The sequence below is a fragment of the Roseateles sp. GW821-FHT02E12 genome (assembly GCF_059421665.1).
On record NZ_JBWKVK010000002.1, the window covers coordinates 735,060 to 750,628 of the forward strand.

Here is a 15,569-nt window from a genome sequence, read left to right on the forward strand (position 1 = left end):
GTTGACATTTGCCGGCGGCAATTCGGGCCTTGCTTGGCTAGCTGGCCGGGACGCTGCAGCTATGGCAGGCGAAACCAGAGGACTAGCGCTCTGCGGTCCATCCAGTAGCACGTAGGCCGATACGGCGAGGGCTATCGCGGCAAATGCTGCCAACAGCAAATAAAGGATTTTTGCAATTCGCCCCGGCATTTCTGGTTTGCTATGTGATTCGAGATGAATAACTTAGCGGATCGGTATGTCGCGAAGCGCCACGCTTTGGAAGCGGCCGGCTATTTTTAGCTTCAACCGCATCTCCTTAACGAGGGACGCCCCGGTGGGCAATGACTCAAACGTAATGACCACCCTTGTCTGAACGTCTTGAATGAGTTGGCTCCGAACGTAGCCTGTGTGTCGTGAGAATGGACCGCCAACATTGCCAATCATGGCGTAAGTAATTCGGGCTTCGTTTCCTCGTTGATCGTAGATAACGCAACAGGTTCCAAACTGAATTCCGAACTCCGTTGTCGCATTGAAATTGGTAATGACCAACAAGCATGCGATGCCTCCACCTCCGTCTCGTTGACAGGATTCAGCGTCTAAATTCATGCCGCCTGACGGGGGAGGGACGAAGCGCTTAAGTCTTTCGGGTGTGATCGATTCTTGAATCGTCTCTGCGCTGTCCTGACTCCGCGCTGAACGTTTCAGTAATTCTTCAATGCCAGCAAGCACTTTCGCCTGGCCGCTCTTCATTTCATCAAGTGCGCTAAGTATTGCTGGAAGAGTGGCGTTCATCGAGTCAATAAGCGCCTTGGTTTGCTCATTGGAAAGTTTCTGGCTCTCGCGTTGGCGATTCATGTTGTCCAGAATCTTGAGCAATTCCTTGCGTCCCTGGTCGCACATTATGGTGATATTTCCAGCATTTACTTGCGTAAATGTTGGGCTGCACGCGCCCTGGGTGCTTGAGGTCTGAGCTGTACAAGTGCCATTTAATGCCGCAAAAAACAAGATGAGCAAGAGTCTTTTCATGTTTCGCGCGTCCTATTTTTCGACAGGTTTTTGGCATCTGATTTCAATGCCGCCCGACACAATGACACCCGCCATATTCGGTGAGCAAATATCGTTGCTTGCTTGGCTAGCTGTTGTCCCGCTTACCTGAGCCTGAAGAGGAGGCGAGGCTGAAGGTGCAGCAGCAATGGCTGCTGGTGTGCTCGATGGGTTTGAAGGCGATGTAGGAAGCGCGGTGCTTACGGTAATAGCTGCGGGCGGCTTAAAAAATATTGAATATGCCCCCGCCCCACCGGCTACGACCGCGATCACCACAAAGAGCACGAAAACACCTTTTCGCTCGTGCCAGAGCGTGACTAAGGCAGTTAGCTCGCGCAGTACCCGTGAAATCAAAGTCTCGGGATCTTTGGCATCGCTTGACATCGGTTTCCCTCCCTTTGCGTCGGCCTCTTCGCAGAGCAACAGGAGAGGCGAGCGGCCCCTAGCGTATGGGAGGCTCCGTGACTTCACAAGCACGTTCCCCCGGGTCTTTTTACCTCTGCGCTAGCGGCGCCAGTCATGGAGCCGCGCTGTACGCCCTTGCCCTAGAATCGCAGCGTGCCCCGATGGTGAAATTGGTAGACACAGCGGACTTAAAGAAAATTTGAGCACCCAAGCGGAAACCCTTGGTGTGAATCCCGTCAAAGTCGGTGAACCCCCTGGGCAGTCGCCCGAGGCAACGCCGAGCCAAGCCCGAGAGGGAAGGTGTAGAGAGTGGACGGCGGGGGCCTAACGCGCATCGAAGCGTCATGGCCAAGGCGCACTCCAGACCCCAAACGCGGCAAGAGCTGCGGCGGCAAAAGTCGTAGTGGGTAAGAAAATCCGCCGCTAACCCGTGAGGGCGCGTACCGGTTCGACCCCGGTTCGGGGCACCATTAACTTTGAGCTGAAGCGTCTTGCGCTCGGCCAAACTTCCCTGCCACCCACGCTCGTAGGCCCGTCGACCTGGTGGGCTGTGGCTCTACCGCTGTGTGTTGCTTGATCCGCTCCTCGCGGAATGCTCTGGCTTCTTCCCAGCCGGCCGTGAGGCGTGGGAACTCGTCGGCCTGGCCGACTTTGCCTACGAACTCAAAACGATCGTAGTAGCGCACGCGTCGAAGTACGAGCGGATGACAACCGTTGATCAAGACCAACATGCGTTGACTCTCGCGGCTGAAAAGGATGCCGATTTCGTCAGGGTTGAGCAATGGTGCGAGCTGAAAGTTCTCGCTCGCGCTCTCACCGTCATTCGCAGACGATGAGTGTCCATTGCTGATGGAGCGTTGTCTGCGTACGTCGGCATTAGCATTTCCCGCCGCTCCATTGCCGTACGACTCGCCGCTGCTCGAGCTGTAAGTGAAGCGTCGCAGCTCTGTTTGACCGAGGCGACGTGACAGGTACTCCTGTGTCGTCAGGTCTGCGTTGCCCCAAGCCACGATGGCGCCGGCATTGTTCAGGAACGTCTCCCAGCGATCCCGATAGAGCGACTTGAGCTGGCCAAGGTCTTGAAGGATGGCCCACAGCTTCACCCCGAACCCGGCCATGTAGCCAGCGGCGTCCTCGACCACACGCAAATGGCCAAGCGTCGCGAATTCGTCAAGAACCATCAAAACAGGTAGGCCGGTTCGTGGCTGGCCCTTCGTTCTCTCCATGATGGTGATGGTTTGCTGAATGAGCATGCGCACCATGGCAGCATGTGTACTCAGTCGCGAGACGGGCAAGCACATAAAAACCGAGCAGCCCATAGGGGCAGTCTTTAGCGCTGATAGCTCGAATGCCATCGAGCGCGAGAAAAGTTCCCGGGGGCCTTCATATTTCAAGAAGGACAGCATGCGATCTGCGGTCGATATCACACCACCAAATTCATCGGGCCCGAGGCGGCTCAAAATTCGCGCTGCAGCTTCAACAGTACCGCCGAAAGCCTGATTGGCACACATGAGCCTAAGCAGCCATTCGAATGGATCAGGAAGCTTCTGCGTATCCTTGTCTCGCGCTTGATCCGGTGGGCGTATGCCAATGGTGACATATTCGTATACCGTCACAAGATTTCTACGCTCAGGCGGTTCCGAACTTACGCAGTGAAGAATAAGTCCTTCGATTAAGGCGCGGGCTCGCTCATCAAAATGGCGCGATGCGCCGGTCGCCTCGCCGTGGCTGAACGTTGCTGCAATCTCACCGGCATCAGCAACACTGTGTTTGTTATGTTCACCGAGTAAGTCGAGCGGGTTGAAGCCAGAACGGTACGCGTCTGGTATGTTTGCAACGCCGTAAGGATCAAGAACAGCTACCTCTTGACCTAGGCCGTGAATCGCTTCAGAGCCGGCCCCACGCCGTTCAGCGAGAAGACTCGCAACCTCGCCTTTGGGATCATTTACTAACAGTGAACCGCCATAGAGAGCAACATTCGGTACGATTGCTGCAACGCCTTTATCAGCGCGACTGCCAGCAATTGTGACAAGGTGACGATCATCCTTCCAAAATAAGGCGGCGTTCTCTCCAATGCGATATTCGTATTCGTCAAAATCTTCGCCGCCGCCATTTATGCGGCATGTAGAGGCATCTCGGCCTGTTGGATATTCGCCAATCAATAGCGCAGGTGAGGCATCTTCATAGTCAATCAGATCTCCCCAAATCGCGTTGGGTGTTTCTATGTCGGTTGCCCGCGCCCATCGTGATGACGCCAAGGCAGGGTCGGCGCTTTCATTGCGATCAATAAATGGTGACGGCATGGGTTTCTTTTGGGAAATTACCAGCGAGCTATCCGCTGATGGGTCGCTTCAATGCTTTGCTTGAATAGTATTTGTTCTTCTTTGATGGGGGTCATATTCTCGACCTCGGCCAGCATGCTGGCTTCCATTGCCGGGATATTTGTGTTCGGATTGCTCCATAGCCGAGTAATTATTTCGTCCGCTCGATAGAGGGCGCCAAGCGCCAACCCCTGTTTGAATGATTCCTCTTTAAAGAGACGAATGTAGTCGCCTAATTCGAGACGGTTTCCTTTTTTCAAAAATAACTCTCTGAAGGGGTCCTCGTAGAATTCCCGTCGACCGCTGTTAAGCATTGATTCAAGGGCTTGCCTGGCGATGGTGCTCCCTTGTCGTCGCACTTGCATTTTGTCGTTCAGAGCCATTGCTTGCGCATCTATACGGAACTCTATAGTCCAGAGCTGAGGCATGCCATTGGTGTCTTGGATGGCCTGTTCAAATTCATTCTTGTGTTTGACCTTCCAAAGATCGTAAATGCCTTTAATGTAGCTGTGGCCATTGGAAAGATTACTGTCGTTGTCCATCCAGCGGGCGAGCATGCCTCCGGTGGTGACTGCGGTAGTTGTGAATGACGGGTCTGCCCACAGCTGAGTTTTTTCTGCTTCAGCACGCTGATTTGTCGTGAGCCAAATGTTGGTCGCGAGAATGGCCGCAACGCTGATGATTGCTAAGCCCGTTGAACCTATGAACACTGTGCGCAGAAGCCCCCAGAATCCCACTTGATTTTGAGGACGTTTTACAGCTGTTTCCGAAGCAGATTCAACAGGGCGCGCTGGTGAGGCGTCCCTTATGCGAGGCTGGTCGTTCATTGAGATGACCTTCGCTGAGAGCGTGTGGCGGCTTGTGCTTGAATACTAATACTGTGTTGCATTAGGCGCGTCATACTTGTTCGGCGCTGACGAGGCTTTTGGTGGTAATAACGAGCGGGTGCCTCGCATTTCCATGGCCGCTTTCTGAATAGCGGCATAGTCGGCATTGAGTTCGAGCAGCCATAATTGAGGAAGCTTGGAAATTGCATCGTCGCCACCGAGATGATGAAACATATCCCACTCGGCGGCATGCTTTACTTTCCAAAGGTCGTAGATGCCTTTGATGTAGCTATGACCATTCGAAAGGTCTCCGTCGTTATCCATCCACCTCGCGAGTAGGCCGCCAGTAGTAACGGCTGTCGTTGTAAAAGATGGATCAACCCAGGGCTGAGATTTTTCTGCTTCAGCCCGCTGATTCGCCGTAAGCCACGCACTGCCCGCCAGCGTTGCAAGAACACCAATAATGGCAAGGCCTGCAGATCCAATGAACACGGTTCGAAGAAAGCTCCAGAAGCCAGTTGCAGAACGTACTCTAGTCTTCGTTGACGGTGTACTGGCCTCGATTGAAGCAAGGGGGATGGACTCAATAGTATGTTTGCGTTGATTCATCGCGGGCCTCGTTTCACTAATACTTAATGGCCCAAAGGGAGAGGCGGCGATGTATCGTTTCGAGGGCTTCTTTGAGGGCCGCTCTTTCAGTTTGCGCTCGTGTAATCGAGTCTACGCTTTCCAGCATTTGATCCGTTGTGCTGAAAAGAGTCGAACCTTCGGTTTTCCAAGCAATTTGAATTGCTTGAACCATTCGTTCAGTAGTGGGCTGACTTATTCCCTGGCGCAGAGCCTCTTCTCGAAACATTGCTGTGTAGTCGGTAAGTTCTAGAATTTTCCCTTTTCTTGAGAAAATTTCCTCGAATCGATCTGCAGTGCTTGCAGATGCTGTGGATTGAGGTGTGGAATTTGGCAGGGCATAGACTGAAAGCGAGCTGGCCTGGTATTGACGTTGCACGTTGGCACTCGTCGATTTGGTGATCGCGGTATAGTCGTTTTCAAATTCACTCTGCCAGAGTTGAGGCAAGACGTGCAGTGATGAATTTTTCTGACTCAGCTCTCGCCATTCAGTTGGATGCCGTACTTTCCACAGATCGTAGATGCCTTTTATATATGTATGACCATTCGACAAGTCGCCATCGTTGTCCATCCAGCGTGCAAGCATCCCGCCGGTTGTGACCGCTGTTGTGATAAAGGATGGATCAGCCCACGGTTGGGCCTTGTCAGCCTCTGAGCGCTGGTTTGCGGTGACCAATGCACTTCCCACAAAGACGGCTAATGCCGTGATGAGGGTGAGCCCAACGGACCCTATTAACAGAGTGCGAAGAAGCGCCCAGAGATTGCGCAACGGCGGAGAGCGTCGAGACGGCTCTAGCACGGGTTCAGTGGGGCGCACTCTTTCCGGCTGGCTAATGGATATGGGCCGCTTCATTGGAAGTCCTTTACTAGAGGCCGGGATTATTCAGTAGCTGGTTTTTTATTTCGTTCATTTTTCGAGAATATTCCGCCTTTAACTTTTCGGCCTCAAGAAGAATGGCCTGATTCCGGCTGAATGCGTCCTTGTTGAATTCAATTTGCCAAAGTTGGGGGAGTGCAGCTTGCGCATCTTTGGAATCGGCAATTGCTACCCAAGTTGATTGGCCACCCTTAACCTTCCATAAGTCATATATACCCTTGACGTAGCTATGACCGTTGTCAAGATTGCCATCTGAATCAGTCCAGCGGGCTAAGAGCCCTCCGGTAGTGACTGCGGTGGTGGTGAAAGCTGGGTCAGCCCAGGGCTGCGCCTTCTCGGCTTCGGCGCGTTGGTTGGCTGTGAGCCAGGCGCTGCCGGCGAGGACGATGACGACGCTGAGTACAGCGAGACCCGCTGAGCCAATGAATAGCGTGCGGAGGAAAAGCCAGACGCCGCCTGGCCGCTTGCCGCCGCCGGCCGCGCTAGCGGCCGGCGGCGCTTCCTGTGGGCGCGCGGATGTCGATTCTTTGATGCGCGGTGCGCTCATGCGTGCCTCCCCTGCAGGCGCACGGCAGTGCGCCTGCAGGGGAGTATTCCGGCCGTTGGGATTTGGCTCAATGGGTAGCCCCCCTAGCGGGGGGCGCCTTCGGGGACTGCAAGCGCTGCGCCGTTCTACATGCGCCTTGTGTGGCCCCGAAGGGGCGCATGCGGCGGTGTGCAGGTGACCTGGACACGTTCTGCCGAATCGTTAGAGTGTGCGCTGTAGCGAGATATGTTTTTGGTGCCCAAAAACCGGCGCACCTTCGGGCCGCCGATCTCGCCAGGGGGATGCTTGCCGCGCCCCCCTGGACCTCCATGCGGTGCTGAAGGCGTCGGCTGGCGCGAACGCCTGAGCCATGTCGCGACCCCGCAAGCCACCCGCTGAGTCCCGCATACACCGCCTGAATCTGCGATTCACGGCGTCTGAAGCGGCGCATCTGCGCGTCTTGGCCGGCGCTGCCGGCGCAAGCGTCGCGGCGTATGCGCGACGTGCGACGCTTGGCGACCTGGCGCCTCTGGAGCCAATGCGGTGGCGTGCCGGCTTGTCGCTTGAGCCAGCCGCCGTCTCTGCGTTGAATCGCGTTGGCGTCAATCTCAATCAGCTTGTCCGACGGGCGAATGCTGGCGACATGCTGCAGCCAGGCGAGTTGCCGGAAGTCCTCGCCGCGCTGCATGACCAACTGACGCGGATAGAGGCGTTGCTGCTGCCCGCCTTTGACGACCTGAGCTGAGGCCTCTCCATGGTCCCCAGAATCACCAGCAAAGGGCGGTCGTTTCTCGGTGCAGGGGCCTACTTCCTGCACGATCTGGGCGGCGCTGAGACGGCGGAGCGCGTCGGCTTCACACATACCGTCAATATGCTGACGGACGACCCGCAGAAGGCCCTTCGTGTGATGACGTGGACCGCTGGGCACGCCGAGGAACTTAAGGCCCTTTCGGGGCAAAAGCGCACCGGCCGCAAAGCGCAGGATCCGGTCTACAACTACTGTTTGGCCTGGGCGCCCGACCAAGATCCCAGCAAAGACGACATGGTCGCTTTCGGCCTGCGCTCCATGGTCGCGCTGGGCGTTGAGGATCATGAGGCGCTGTTCGTCGCGCATGACGACACCGATCACAAACATTTGCATGTGATCTTGAACCGCGTGCATCCCATTACCGGGCTGATGTCCAAGATGAGCCACGACCGCAACCTGCTCTCGCGATTGAGTCAGTCTTACGAGGAAGAGACGGGACGGGTGTATTGCGTCGAGCGCGTGAAGAACAATTTGCGTCGCGATCTTGGCGAGGCCGGCGTGAAGGCAGCCGAGGCGGTTCGTCTTATGGAGACGCCCGCATACAAAGAGCGGCGCGCTGCACGCGTCGTCGCTCAACGGCAAGCCAGCACGTTGGCTACCGAGCAGCGTGATCGGCAGCGGCACGACAGCGAGCCGGCGGCCAGCATGGGGCAGCGTGAGCGCGCGCGTCGGGCTTGGCTGGACGCTCAGCGTGGTAGCGCGTGGGACGCCTATGAATCCGTGCACTGGCAACGGCTCAATGACCGACATACCACGCGGCGGGAAAACCTGAACGAACGATTGAAGGCAGCCGAGACACGCGACGAAGCGCGCCTTGAGCGCAAGTATGCGGAGACGGAGAAATACGCCCGGCGTCGCATTGAACGGCTGGAAGAGCAAATTGCCGTCAGCGGGGTCCGCAGCACGCTGGACCGCCTGACGGGCCGGCAAGCCAAGCGGCTTGAGGATTTGGCTGCGGCGCGGAAGGGATGGGACGACTTGCAGGGTCAGAAATCTCGCGAACGCGACGCTCGCGCGACCAAGCACCAGGGACAGCGCGAGGCGGAGCAGGCGCGCCAACGCCTTGATCGCGAAGAAATGACTCGCCGGCTCGATAGGCAACGGCGAGAGCGCGACTCCGCCTTCGAGGCGCGAGAGGAGGCGCGGCGCGGCCGGATGGCTACGAAAAAGCCAGTGAGCAGCGAGGGTCAGTCGCAGATTGAAGCTGCTCAGCAGGCTCAGCAGACGCTGACCGAACGTGCCCGGGCAATTGAAGTCACTTTGCCCAGTGCAAATCGATCCCAGAAGCGGGGCTTCGGACTCTGATTGCATGGCGGCTCGGCAATTGATCTAGTTCGCTTGATTGAACGGGTCGCGGATTTCGGCTTCAGGACGAAGCTGTCGCGCGCGTGCGATGTTCTTGAAAGGCGAATATTGAATGCGCGGGAGTCGGTGTCGGATAGGGCGCGCGCGTCGAGATGTCTCGCGGGCCTCTGGCATAGCCTCGCGTAGAACTTTCATGACCTCGCCTTTGCGCAGGCGGTCTCGCATGCGCTGATATGAATAATTGTCGTTGACGAGCTTGTCGCGACGCATTTTGTAAGCGTCCCAGCGCAATTCTAGATAACGGCTAATTGACCATGCTAAGGATTCGGTCCCTTCGTATGGGTATCTTTCCGAAATATCACGATGAATCGTTTCTGCGGGCATTGCATTGATGCTGCAGATGTAGTCAAAATAATACCAATGCCAGCGCGTTAGCGTCACCAGTCCATGCTGGCCAGACCAATGCCAGTCAACGAATCTCGTCTCTGGTTGTTTGGCTGTCCATGCGTCCATGCTTCCCTCCCAGTGGATGTATTTTTATAAGCCCAGCTTCGGGCCTTTATTCAAAGATAGCTGATCTGATGAGCCTAAATCAAGTCTTCTGTCTAATTTTTCCCGCAGACCCGGAATCTCCGGCGGCATTTTGAATTCGGGATCTTGAATCTTGTTGGCTTGCGTAGGAGGTTGGTCCTCTTTGGCTTCGTCACCTACTTTCTCGGGGCGATGGGCAGTCTGATTGAATTCCTGTTTCAGGCTTTGATCGTCAGAGCTTGGCGCAGCTTGATGCGCAAAGCTCATACCCGCACTCAAGCGGTTCGCATCATCGACAGGTGGTTGAGGGCCTGTGCCCTCGGAGGCATTTGGTGATGAATCGTTCCCGGCGGCGCGTGTGAAGGCCTCCTTGGTGGCTTCCGCCTGGGGATCAGGGCCTTTGTCCATGTTGAGATCACTCATGCATGCGCTCCTGGCTGACCGGGTCGACTCAGTGTAGGGCGCGCGGGTGAAAAGAGGGGGAGTGACCAGCGGGCGGACGCCGGCGGGTCACATGGCAGTCGGCTTACCGGTTTTGGCTGTTGCCGAGGTTGTTGAGTTGCTTGAAGGAGTCGTCGACGAGCCGGTCAAGCTGTCGTTGCTCTTTGCCCTGTTCCCATTTCAGATGCGCGTCCACGCTGTCGCTGTGGGGGGAGGGCTGTTGGCCGCCGCTGCGGCCTTCGTTGTACCAATCGATCTTGTCAGTTCCGGATGCCATGGTGCTGCTCCAGGGAGGCGCGACATCGTTAGCCCACAGGGATGCGCCAGGCCCTGCGGACGCGTCGGCTGTGCTCAAAAAACCGACGTACGGAGTCTAGACAAAATTGGAAAATATTCCAATAATCCAGATCGTCGCCTGCTTCCTAAGCTGGTGCCCGGAGGGTGCCAGTCGGGGTGAGGCCGCCGCATAGGCGAGAATTGCTGACCCAATCCCTGGAGTCAGCGTTCAGTGTCGTCCGTGCGGCGGAAAGCGATCACCTGTGCCTTCGACAGCGCTGCTGTCTTGGAGGCCATGATTGCTATTGCGCTGGCGGAGGGACGAACGAAGAAGGCGTTTGCCGAGGCGGCGGGACTGGATCCGGCGGATCTCCACAAGTACACCAAGCCGGCCGGGCCAAAGATGAGCACTGCGACCCTCGCGCGCGTCGCCGAGGGCAACGGCTTCGAGCTGTCGATCATGCTCACGCGTAAGCTGGCCTAAGACCGGCTCTGCGGCGACGATGCGCGTCGACATCAACGATAGGGCGAGGCCGCCGCCGAAATTCGCGCGCGAACTTCGGTAAATGCGGCTGACTTGGTGCCCAAGACAGCCTGCGGACTTCAGCTTCGCTCAAGCCCGCCAATACCATCAACGCCAGTCCAAGGCTCCGCCTTCAACCGGCGGTTGATCGGCGTCCAGCCCCAGTACGGTCAAGAACTTGTCGAGCAGATGGCGAAGAGTATGAAAACAGCGTTCCGTATGAGGCTGGCCTTTGGTAGCAAAACGCCTCGGGCGTTCGCTTTCTCGGAATCGTCCGTGACGTTCGACCTGTCCGCCGATCAAGCTGTGGAGCTGGTGGCGCGAAACGCGGACAAATTGACCGATGCCACATCGTTCCATATGGAGGCGGGGGGCTTCCTCACTGAGCCGGAAGCTCGGGCGTTTGGGAATCGCCTTCGCCTTCGCCTCCAGGTGCTCAACGCGATGTTGGGGCTTGGTCTACATATCCCCGAGACCGACAGCAATAGCCAGTCCTGGGCCAACGACGTCAAGGAGAAATTGCTTCGCGAGCACGATTCGCTCCTGATGGATTCCGTGCGTGGCGTAGCTGTTTTTCCTGACGACGGCAGGCATTTCGAGGCCGCTTTTAGCGGCCTGATGCAGACGCAACCGAGTGACCCGGGCTACGTATTCACGGCACTTGGCGTGCTTTGGCCGCTTGATGTTCAGCTCGATGAACAATCAGAGGACGCGCTCCGCATCCTTGGCCTTTCGACTGTCGATCCCTCACCGAAAACTGCTTTCCTGACGGTCTATCTTGCGCTGGAGACATTGATCCCCAAACAGAAGCGTTCCGACGAGGCGCGTGCGCTTATCGAGCGCTTCGCTGCCCAGATTGACCGTGCCACAAGGCGCAAACGAAGCCCGCTCGCGTCCAACGAAGCGACGTCGCTGAAGGGCGCGATCACGGCGCTTCGCGAGGAGTCTTTTTCATCCGCCTTGACCAAGCTGGCCAGGAGGCCAGGCTTCCCGGAGACGCTGCAGGGCGAGCCGGCCAAGAAGTTCATCTCGACGTGCATTAGCGTTCGAAACAAGATCGCGCACCAAGCGCGGCTTCCGGAAGGTCTCGACCTTAATCGCCTGACCGCCGGCCTATCGCATATTGCGCTGTCACTGATCTGGGCAAAAACCGGTATGGCTGATGTGACTGTCCACCGTCCCGCTACGCAAATCGTCGTGCCGGAAGGTGGCATGAAGATGCGGCACCTTTAGGCTCAACTGCACACGATTCGGGTCATCAAGAAAAAGGCCACCGAGAGGTGGCCTTTGTAGCAGCGGCTGAAAGAGTCAGACCGCGAAATCTCCAAGCTTGGCGCCGCCGGAGATGGCGGCCTTCAGCCACTTGGGCTGCAGACCACGGCCACTCCAAGTTTCGCCGGTCGCCGTATTGCGATATTTAGCGGCAACCTTGGATACCTTGGCCCCCTTGGGTGTACGGGTGCTCAGGTCGGCAATGGTCAGGCCGTAGTCCGCCATCAAGGACTTGACCTTGGCAACAGCGTCCCCGCGCTCCTTCGCAGTCGTTTCGGCGATTTGCTGTTCGAGGGCCGCCCGCTGGGCCAAAAGATCCTGAAGAGATGCCATAGCTGTGTCCTTAAAGTGTTTCGTCTTGCCGAAGCTCGTCAGGCAAAAATGCCTTGTTGGTATTGTGACGGTTTAGCGCCGAATTCGACAAGCGCGGTTTCGCAACGATCTCAAACATGGCGTCGTTCGCTTTGAGCCTGTCCCATCACGAAGACCAGGCCGCATACGAAGAGAACCATGACGAGGGCGTCAGTAAAGCTCTTTTCGTAGAACAACCATATCGACGTTCCAGCAACGGGAACGCAAAGGACGGTGCAGAACAGCAGCTTGATCGCCCTCCAGATACGGGGCGTGACACGCCACACCTTGTCAACCACCGGATAGATCAACGAAGTGAAGAACTCGGCGATGAGCAGCAGTGGCCAATACAGCACGGCAGCAAACAAGAAAAAGCTGATTTGCAGATACTGCCTGCCGACGGGAACGTCGGGCAGATATGAACCGATAAACCGGGCATCGCTGAGCAGCAAGGCCGCCTTTGAGAACAACGCCTTAAAGAGTGGTGGCATCGTAATCGACAGGTAGAGCAGGGCGAAGGTCAGGAGATAGAAGAAGAATTGATGACCGGCATGTTCGAGAGTCCTTCGATTCTGGGCGCGGCTGTCGAGTGACGGCTCATAAGGTGCTGCTTGTGGCACCGCTGCCGGAGAGGTCAGAGAAGGCTTGGCACGGCGTCGTTGCCACAACCAGATCATGCCTGCATAAATGAACGACGCAACGACGTTCAGAACGATGTTCCAGAGATCACTAGCCATGACCTAATACTCTTGTTGAGGGGGTTCAATGCTAGATGATCCACTCGGTAGGTGCGCTAGATGGCGCGCGTGGCATATTTCACGAATTTTGCTGCCTTGGAATTTTTCTGAAATACGTTGAGGCAGCGACGCTGTCGCAAAGTCAGCGCGTGAGATGAGCGGCGCCGAATACCCCTTCAAAGAAGGGTATGAGAGCGCTTTTGGCATCAACTGGCTCACCCGAAAATTCGCCTTCTGCCATTACGCAATCTGAAAGTATCACTGGGTTCCGCATTGGCACAGTCCGCCCCTCCGGTATGAAGCCTCGTTTTGCAATGCCTTCAAGACCTGCGATCCAACGATAGGGGCCGTTGACGCCTATGCGTTTCAAGTAAGTTGCACAGTCTGCCAAGCAGCTCGAAAAATTTTCTTCCTTGAAATAGATGACATTAGGATTAATCGCGAGACGCAGCGTATCAATTGTCCATACCTCGCCATTTGTGAGCCCAAAGATCACAGATCCTATTTTCTCCTCGTTGAGGCCGACACTCACCCCGAAACCATCAATACCCCGGATGTAGTGAATGTTTCCACCATCGGCCCCGTTGAGCGGCAGGATGATATTGCCCGTTGCCGTCAACGCCGTTTCAATCTTCTTCGTGCTGACGGAGAAGGTTGGCTCTAGGGCATATTGAGGCATGAGTCGCAGCCACATTGATGCGGCGGCCACCGGAAGGTACAGCGCGCCAAGAGGATTCGACCCAAAAGGGAGGGGGCTGTAGGGAGCCCCAATAGGCTCGACCGAACCGCGGAAGCGCGATTGACCGTGGAGCGGCTGACGTGCTTCGAAGAGTGGTCGACTGGGCGCACTGGGCTTGGTTGAATCATCGCCAAGTATGGCTGTGAGCGCGACCTTCAAATGCTTGACGAGACCGTCGCAAGCAATTTTCCGGGTCGCATAGTCTGCACCCTCTTCGCAAGAATATTGGATCGGATGCCGGAGGTGGATCATGTCAAACGGCAGCGTCTGACTAGTAGGGGCGCCATAGGCCGTATTCATGACCGCAACAATCCTTTTGTGTGTGAGCGCTTTGGAGGCCCAGCCATACTCAATAAGGACATTGGGGTTGGCCATCGGGCGACCGTCCGCTCGGACGCCGACAAAGGTTAGATCAGGTACGAATACTGTCGCTTCGTCAATCTTCTTGAAAATCGTGTCAGCAATGGGCGGCGAGCCGCCCACGCCTTGCGTGTCTTTGTCCAGGGCGAGCGTCTCACGAATAGGCTCTTCGATCTCGGCGTCGCTCCTAAGCTCCTTGATAGCTTGGCGAAGCGCTTTTTCGACCAGATTCCGGCCTGTCGTAGTGGGGCGGTCGGCTTGCCACGAATAGAAGACTGTTGTCATTTTTTCCTCCGTGAGGCAATGCTAGCCATCGACGCGAGGTGAGCCGTATGGGGCGATCCCTGCGCGCGCGTTGCATCCAGGGCCGGGCTCTAGGCATTGAAGCGCCCTGAGCCCTGCGGTGCAGGTCGCAGCCCAGGGGTCACGATCCCTATCGCGAATACCCCGCCTGGCGCCAACTTGCCGCTCGCGCCAGGCGGCGGGCTCCAGCTCCGCTCGAACCCTTGAGAAGCCGCCGTGCCTCCATGGCTGCGCCACCAACGCGCGGCCGAAGACCCTAAGGGGCCAGCCCCTCGCGTCGCGCAAGGGTGAGGCGCCGATGGCGCCAGGGCGGAGGCATAGACCGGACGCGAGCGAGCAACGCGTCACACCGGCTACGCTCACGACATAGGGCCGTGCTGCGTGCGCAGCCGTTGCGGCGCTCGAAATTCATGCACGAGGTGGCACAACTGCTGCGTGCCCGGGGGAATATTTTCCAACTTCTGTGTGTGAAGCTCAGGTTCACCTTCTTCGCCGATAAAGCGACATGCGATTTTAAGTTCAGCGCGGTCCGGCCAAACGAGCGTGCGGCATTCATATTGCACCAGGCGTTTGGCAGGCTGATGTGGCAGGAAGGCCGGATCTTTGGGTGGAACTGAAATAATTTCCGCGTCAGAAAACACTTCGCTCAGCGTCTCACGCGGCCCGGCCTCTCCTGGGTCCAAGGTTCTAAAAGGAACGGCAATCTGATTTGTGCAGAGGGTCGGGTAGCCGCTGGAAAAGTCAAAGGTTAGCGTTGACGAGACGCCAGCGTCATCCGCCCTGTGCCAGATGCGCCGAATTCCGTCTTGCGGCGTCCACAAGAAGATCTGTTCAAACGCGTGCTGAACCATCTTTGAGCCATGTTCTACGGCCCGCCGTATCCATTCTTTACCATCGTCCACGTAGAACTGCTGTGCGTGCGTCGGTGTATGAATCAGGAGCCAAGCTTTCTGAGCACCGGTCGTCGCTAGATACCCTGCATGAAGTTTCGTTTTCTTCTGAATTGCTTCGGCAACCCATAGATGAGGTTCATTAGGGCATAACACGGTGAGTATCGGTTTGCCATTCCAAGCGCCTTGGTCGCGCTTCTTGTACTGCTGCTGATAGATGTACTCGGGCGGCACCTGTATGCATTCGCACGCAATCCGAGTACCAGCCCATTCAAATAGCGCATCAGGCTTGTCTTCGCTATCCCGTGGGACGGGCGTTGCGGGGGCTCCCTCATCGTTGCAAAAGTTGAGTAGCGCAGCGATGCTGACTTTTTCGGCTTCTGTTGGCGCCTTACGCATTGACCCTCCACATGCGGCGAACGAAATG

18 protein-coding genes are annotated in these 15,569 nt (G+C 56.7%); 4 read left to right on the plus strand and 14 right to left on the minus strand.

Translation table 11 applies throughout. The annotated features are described in order from the left end of the window. Positions 1 to 222: 222 nt before the first annotated feature. The 7 genes from AC07V5_RS14165 to AC07V5_RS14195 all read right to left on the minus strand — a co-directional run bounded on the left by AC07V5_RS14165 (position 223) and on the right by AC07V5_RS14195 (position 6,627). Entirely contained in the window at positions 223 to 1,005 is a 783-nt protein-coding gene (locus tag AC07V5_RS14165; RefSeq protein WP_495116312.1) for a hypothetical protein, read from the minus strand. 12 nt (positions 1,006 to 1,017) lie between these two features. Beyond that, positions 1,018 to 1,407, minus strand: coding sequence for a hypothetical protein (locus AC07V5_RS14170; protein ID WP_495116313.1), 390 nt, complete (start codon positions 1,405 to 1,407; stop codon positions 1,018 to 1,020). Between the two features lie 491 nt (positions 1,408 to 1,898). Further along, positions 1,899 to 3,731, minus strand: coding sequence for a type IV secretory system conjugative DNA transfer family protein (locus AC07V5_RS14175; protein WP_495116314.1), 1,833 nt, complete (start codon positions 3,729 to 3,731; stop codon positions 1,899 to 1,901). Positions 3,732 to 3,748: 17 nt separating this feature from the next. Next, on the minus strand, positions 3,749 to 4,576 hold the full coding sequence (locus AC07V5_RS14180; protein ID WP_495116315.1) for a hypothetical protein: 828 nt from the start codon (positions 4,574 to 4,576) through the stop codon (positions 3,749 to 3,751). A 45-nt stretch (positions 4,577 to 4,621) separates the two neighbouring features. After that, positions 4,622 to 5,185: a hypothetical protein gene (locus AC07V5_RS14185; RefSeq protein ID WP_495116316.1), complete on the minus strand. Its 564-nt coding sequence runs from the start codon at positions 5,183 to 5,185 to the stop codon at positions 4,622 to 4,624. 16 nt (positions 5,186 to 5,201) lie between these two features. Beyond that, on the minus strand, positions 5,202 to 5,972 hold the full coding sequence (locus tag AC07V5_RS14190; protein ID WP_495116317.1) for a hypothetical protein: 771 nt from the start codon (positions 5,970 to 5,972) through the stop codon (positions 5,202 to 5,204). A 97-nt stretch (positions 5,973 to 6,069) separates the two neighbouring features. Next, positions 6,070 to 6,627: a hypothetical protein gene (locus tag AC07V5_RS14195; RefSeq protein WP_495116318.1), complete on the minus strand. Its 558-nt coding sequence runs from the start codon at positions 6,625 to 6,627 to the stop codon at positions 6,070 to 6,072. Between the two features lie 349 nt (positions 6,628 to 6,976). Here AC07V5_RS14195 and AC07V5_RS14200 point away from each other — a divergent pair, with 349 nt between their 5' ends. Together AC07V5_RS14200 and AC07V5_RS14205 are read left to right on the plus strand one after the other, a co-directional pair. Then, the gene (locus tag AC07V5_RS14200) at positions 6,977 to 7,351 is read left to right on the plus strand and encodes a plasmid mobilization protein (RefSeq protein ID WP_495116319.1); all 375 of its coding nucleotides are present in this window, start codon (positions 6,977 to 6,979) and stop codon (positions 7,349 to 7,351) included. 9 nt (positions 7,352 to 7,360) lie between these two features. Next, positions 7,361 to 8,719, plus strand: a complete 1,359-nt coding sequence (locus AC07V5_RS14205; RefSeq protein ID WP_495116320.1) for a relaxase/mobilization nuclease domain-containing protein — start codon at positions 7,361 to 7,363, stop codon at positions 8,717 to 8,719. A gap of 24 nt (positions 8,720 to 8,743) precedes the next feature. Here the strand turns inward: AC07V5_RS14205 and AC07V5_RS14210 are convergent, their stop codons facing one another. The 3 genes from AC07V5_RS14210 to AC07V5_RS14220 all read right to left on the minus strand — a co-directional run bounded on the left by AC07V5_RS14210 (position 8,744) and on the right by AC07V5_RS14220 (position 9,968). Then, the gene (locus tag AC07V5_RS14210; RefSeq protein ID WP_495116321.1) at positions 8,744 to 9,232 is read right to left on the minus strand and encodes a hypothetical protein; all 489 of its coding nucleotides are present in this window, start codon (positions 9,230 to 9,232) and stop codon (positions 8,744 to 8,746) included. 24 nt (positions 9,233 to 9,256) lie between these two features. After that, a complete protein-coding gene (locus tag AC07V5_RS14215) occupies positions 9,257 to 9,673 on the minus strand; it encodes a hypothetical protein (protein WP_495116322.1) in 417 nt (138 codons plus the stop codon). Positions 9,674 to 9,776: 103 nt separating this feature from the next. Further along, the gene (locus tag AC07V5_RS14220) at positions 9,777 to 9,968 is read right to left on the minus strand and encodes a hypothetical protein (RefSeq protein WP_495116323.1); all 192 of its coding nucleotides are present in this window, start codon (positions 9,966 to 9,968) and stop codon (positions 9,777 to 9,779) included. Positions 9,969 to 10,253: 285 nt separating this feature from the next. On the opposite strand from AC07V5_RS14220, the gene AC07V5_RS14225 reads away from it, so the two are divergent. After that, a complete protein-coding gene (locus tag AC07V5_RS14225; RefSeq protein ID WP_495116324.1) occupies positions 10,254 to 10,451 on the plus strand; it encodes a hypothetical protein in 198 nt (65 codons plus the stop codon). A gap of 315 nt (positions 10,452 to 10,766) precedes the next feature. Further along, complete coding sequence (locus AC07V5_RS14230; protein WP_495116325.1) at positions 10,767 to 11,723, plus strand: hypothetical protein; 957 nt, start codon at positions 10,767 to 10,769, stop codon at positions 11,721 to 11,723. 75 nt (positions 11,724 to 11,798) lie between these two features. Here AC07V5_RS14230 and AC07V5_RS14235 read toward each other — a convergent pair whose 3' ends face one another. From AC07V5_RS14235 to AC07V5_RS14250, 4 genes are all read right to left on the minus strand, one after another. Then, positions 11,799 to 12,095 (minus strand): H-NS histone family protein, encoded by a 297-nt coding sequence (locus AC07V5_RS14235; RefSeq protein ID WP_495116326.1) that lies wholly within the window; start codon positions 12,093 to 12,095, stop codon positions 11,799 to 11,801. Positions 12,096 to 12,205: 110 nt separating this feature from the next. Continuing rightward, positions 12,206 to 12,850 carry a hypothetical protein gene (locus tag AC07V5_RS14240; protein ID WP_495116327.1) on the minus strand — a complete coding sequence of 215 codons (645 nt, stop codon included), beginning with the start codon at positions 12,848 to 12,850 and terminating at the stop codon, positions 12,206 to 12,208. Positions 12,851 to 12,992: 142 nt separating this feature from the next. Further along, positions 12,993 to 14,234, minus strand: coding sequence for a hypothetical protein (locus AC07V5_RS14245; RefSeq protein ID WP_495116328.1), 1,242 nt, complete (start codon positions 14,232 to 14,234; stop codon positions 12,993 to 12,995). A gap of 377 nt (positions 14,235 to 14,611) precedes the next feature. Then, positions 14,612 to 15,541: a hypothetical protein gene (locus tag AC07V5_RS14250; protein WP_495116329.1), complete on the minus strand. Its 930-nt coding sequence runs from the start codon at positions 15,539 to 15,541 to the stop codon at positions 14,612 to 14,614. Between the last annotated feature and the right edge of the window lie 28 nt (positions 15,542 to 15,569).

Bases quoted from the DNA above. Each gene is read 5' to 3' on its own strand.
- AC07V5_RS14185 (WP_495116316.1), bottom strand. From the start codon at position 5,185: ATGAATCAACGCAAACATACTATTGAGTCCATCCCCCTTGCTTCAATC.
- AC07V5_RS14175 (WP_495116314.1), bottom strand. From the start codon at position 3,731: ATGCCGTCACCATTTATTGATCGCAATGAAAGCGCCGACCCTGCCTTG.
- AC07V5_RS14165 (WP_495116312.1), bottom strand. From the start codon at position 1,005: ATGAAAAGACTCTTGCTCATCTTGTTTTTTGCGGCATTAAATGGCACT.
- AC07V5_RS14210 (WP_495116321.1), bottom strand. From the start codon at position 9,232: ATGGACGCATGGACAGCCAAACAACCAGAGACGAGATTCGTTGACTGG.
- AC07V5_RS14240 (WP_495116327.1), bottom strand. From the start codon at position 12,850: ATGGCTAGTGATCTCTGGAACATCGTTCTGAACGTCGTTGCGTCGTTC.
- AC07V5_RS14220 (WP_495116323.1), bottom strand. From the start codon at position 9,968: ATGGCATCCGGAACTGACAAGATCGATTGGTACAACGAAGGCCGCAGC.
- AC07V5_RS14215 (WP_495116322.1), bottom strand. From the start codon at position 9,673: ATGAGTGATCTCAACATGGACAAAGGCCCTGATCCCCAGGCGGAAGCC.
- AC07V5_RS14200 (WP_495116319.1), top strand. From the start codon at position 6,977: ATGTCGCGACCCCGCAAGCCACCCGCTGAGTCCCGCATACACCGCCTG.
- AC07V5_RS14205 (WP_495116320.1), top strand. From the start codon at position 7,361: ATGGTCCCCAGAATCACCAGCAAAGGGCGGTCGTTTCTCGGTGCAGGG.
- AC07V5_RS14235 (WP_495116326.1), bottom strand. From the start codon at position 12,095: ATGGCATCTCTTCAGGATCTTTTGGCCCAGCGGGCGGCCCTCGAACAG.
- AC07V5_RS14245 (WP_495116328.1), bottom strand. From the start codon at position 14,234: ATGACAACAGTCTTCTATTCGTGGCAAGCCGACCGCCCCACTACGACA.
- AC07V5_RS14250 (WP_495116329.1), bottom strand. From the start codon at position 15,541: ATGCGTAAGGCGCCAACAGAAGCCGAAAAAGTCAGCATCGCTGCGCTA.
- AC07V5_RS14195 (WP_495116318.1), bottom strand. From the start codon at position 6,627: ATGAGCGCACCGCGCATCAAAGAATCGACATCCGCGCGCCCACAGGAA.
- AC07V5_RS14170 (WP_495116313.1), bottom strand. From the start codon at position 1,407: ATGTCAAGCGATGCCAAAGATCCCGAGACTTTGATTTCACGGGTACTG.
- AC07V5_RS14180 (WP_495116315.1), bottom strand. From the start codon at position 4,576: ATGAACGACCAGCCTCGCATAAGGGACGCCTCACCAGCGCGCCCTGTT.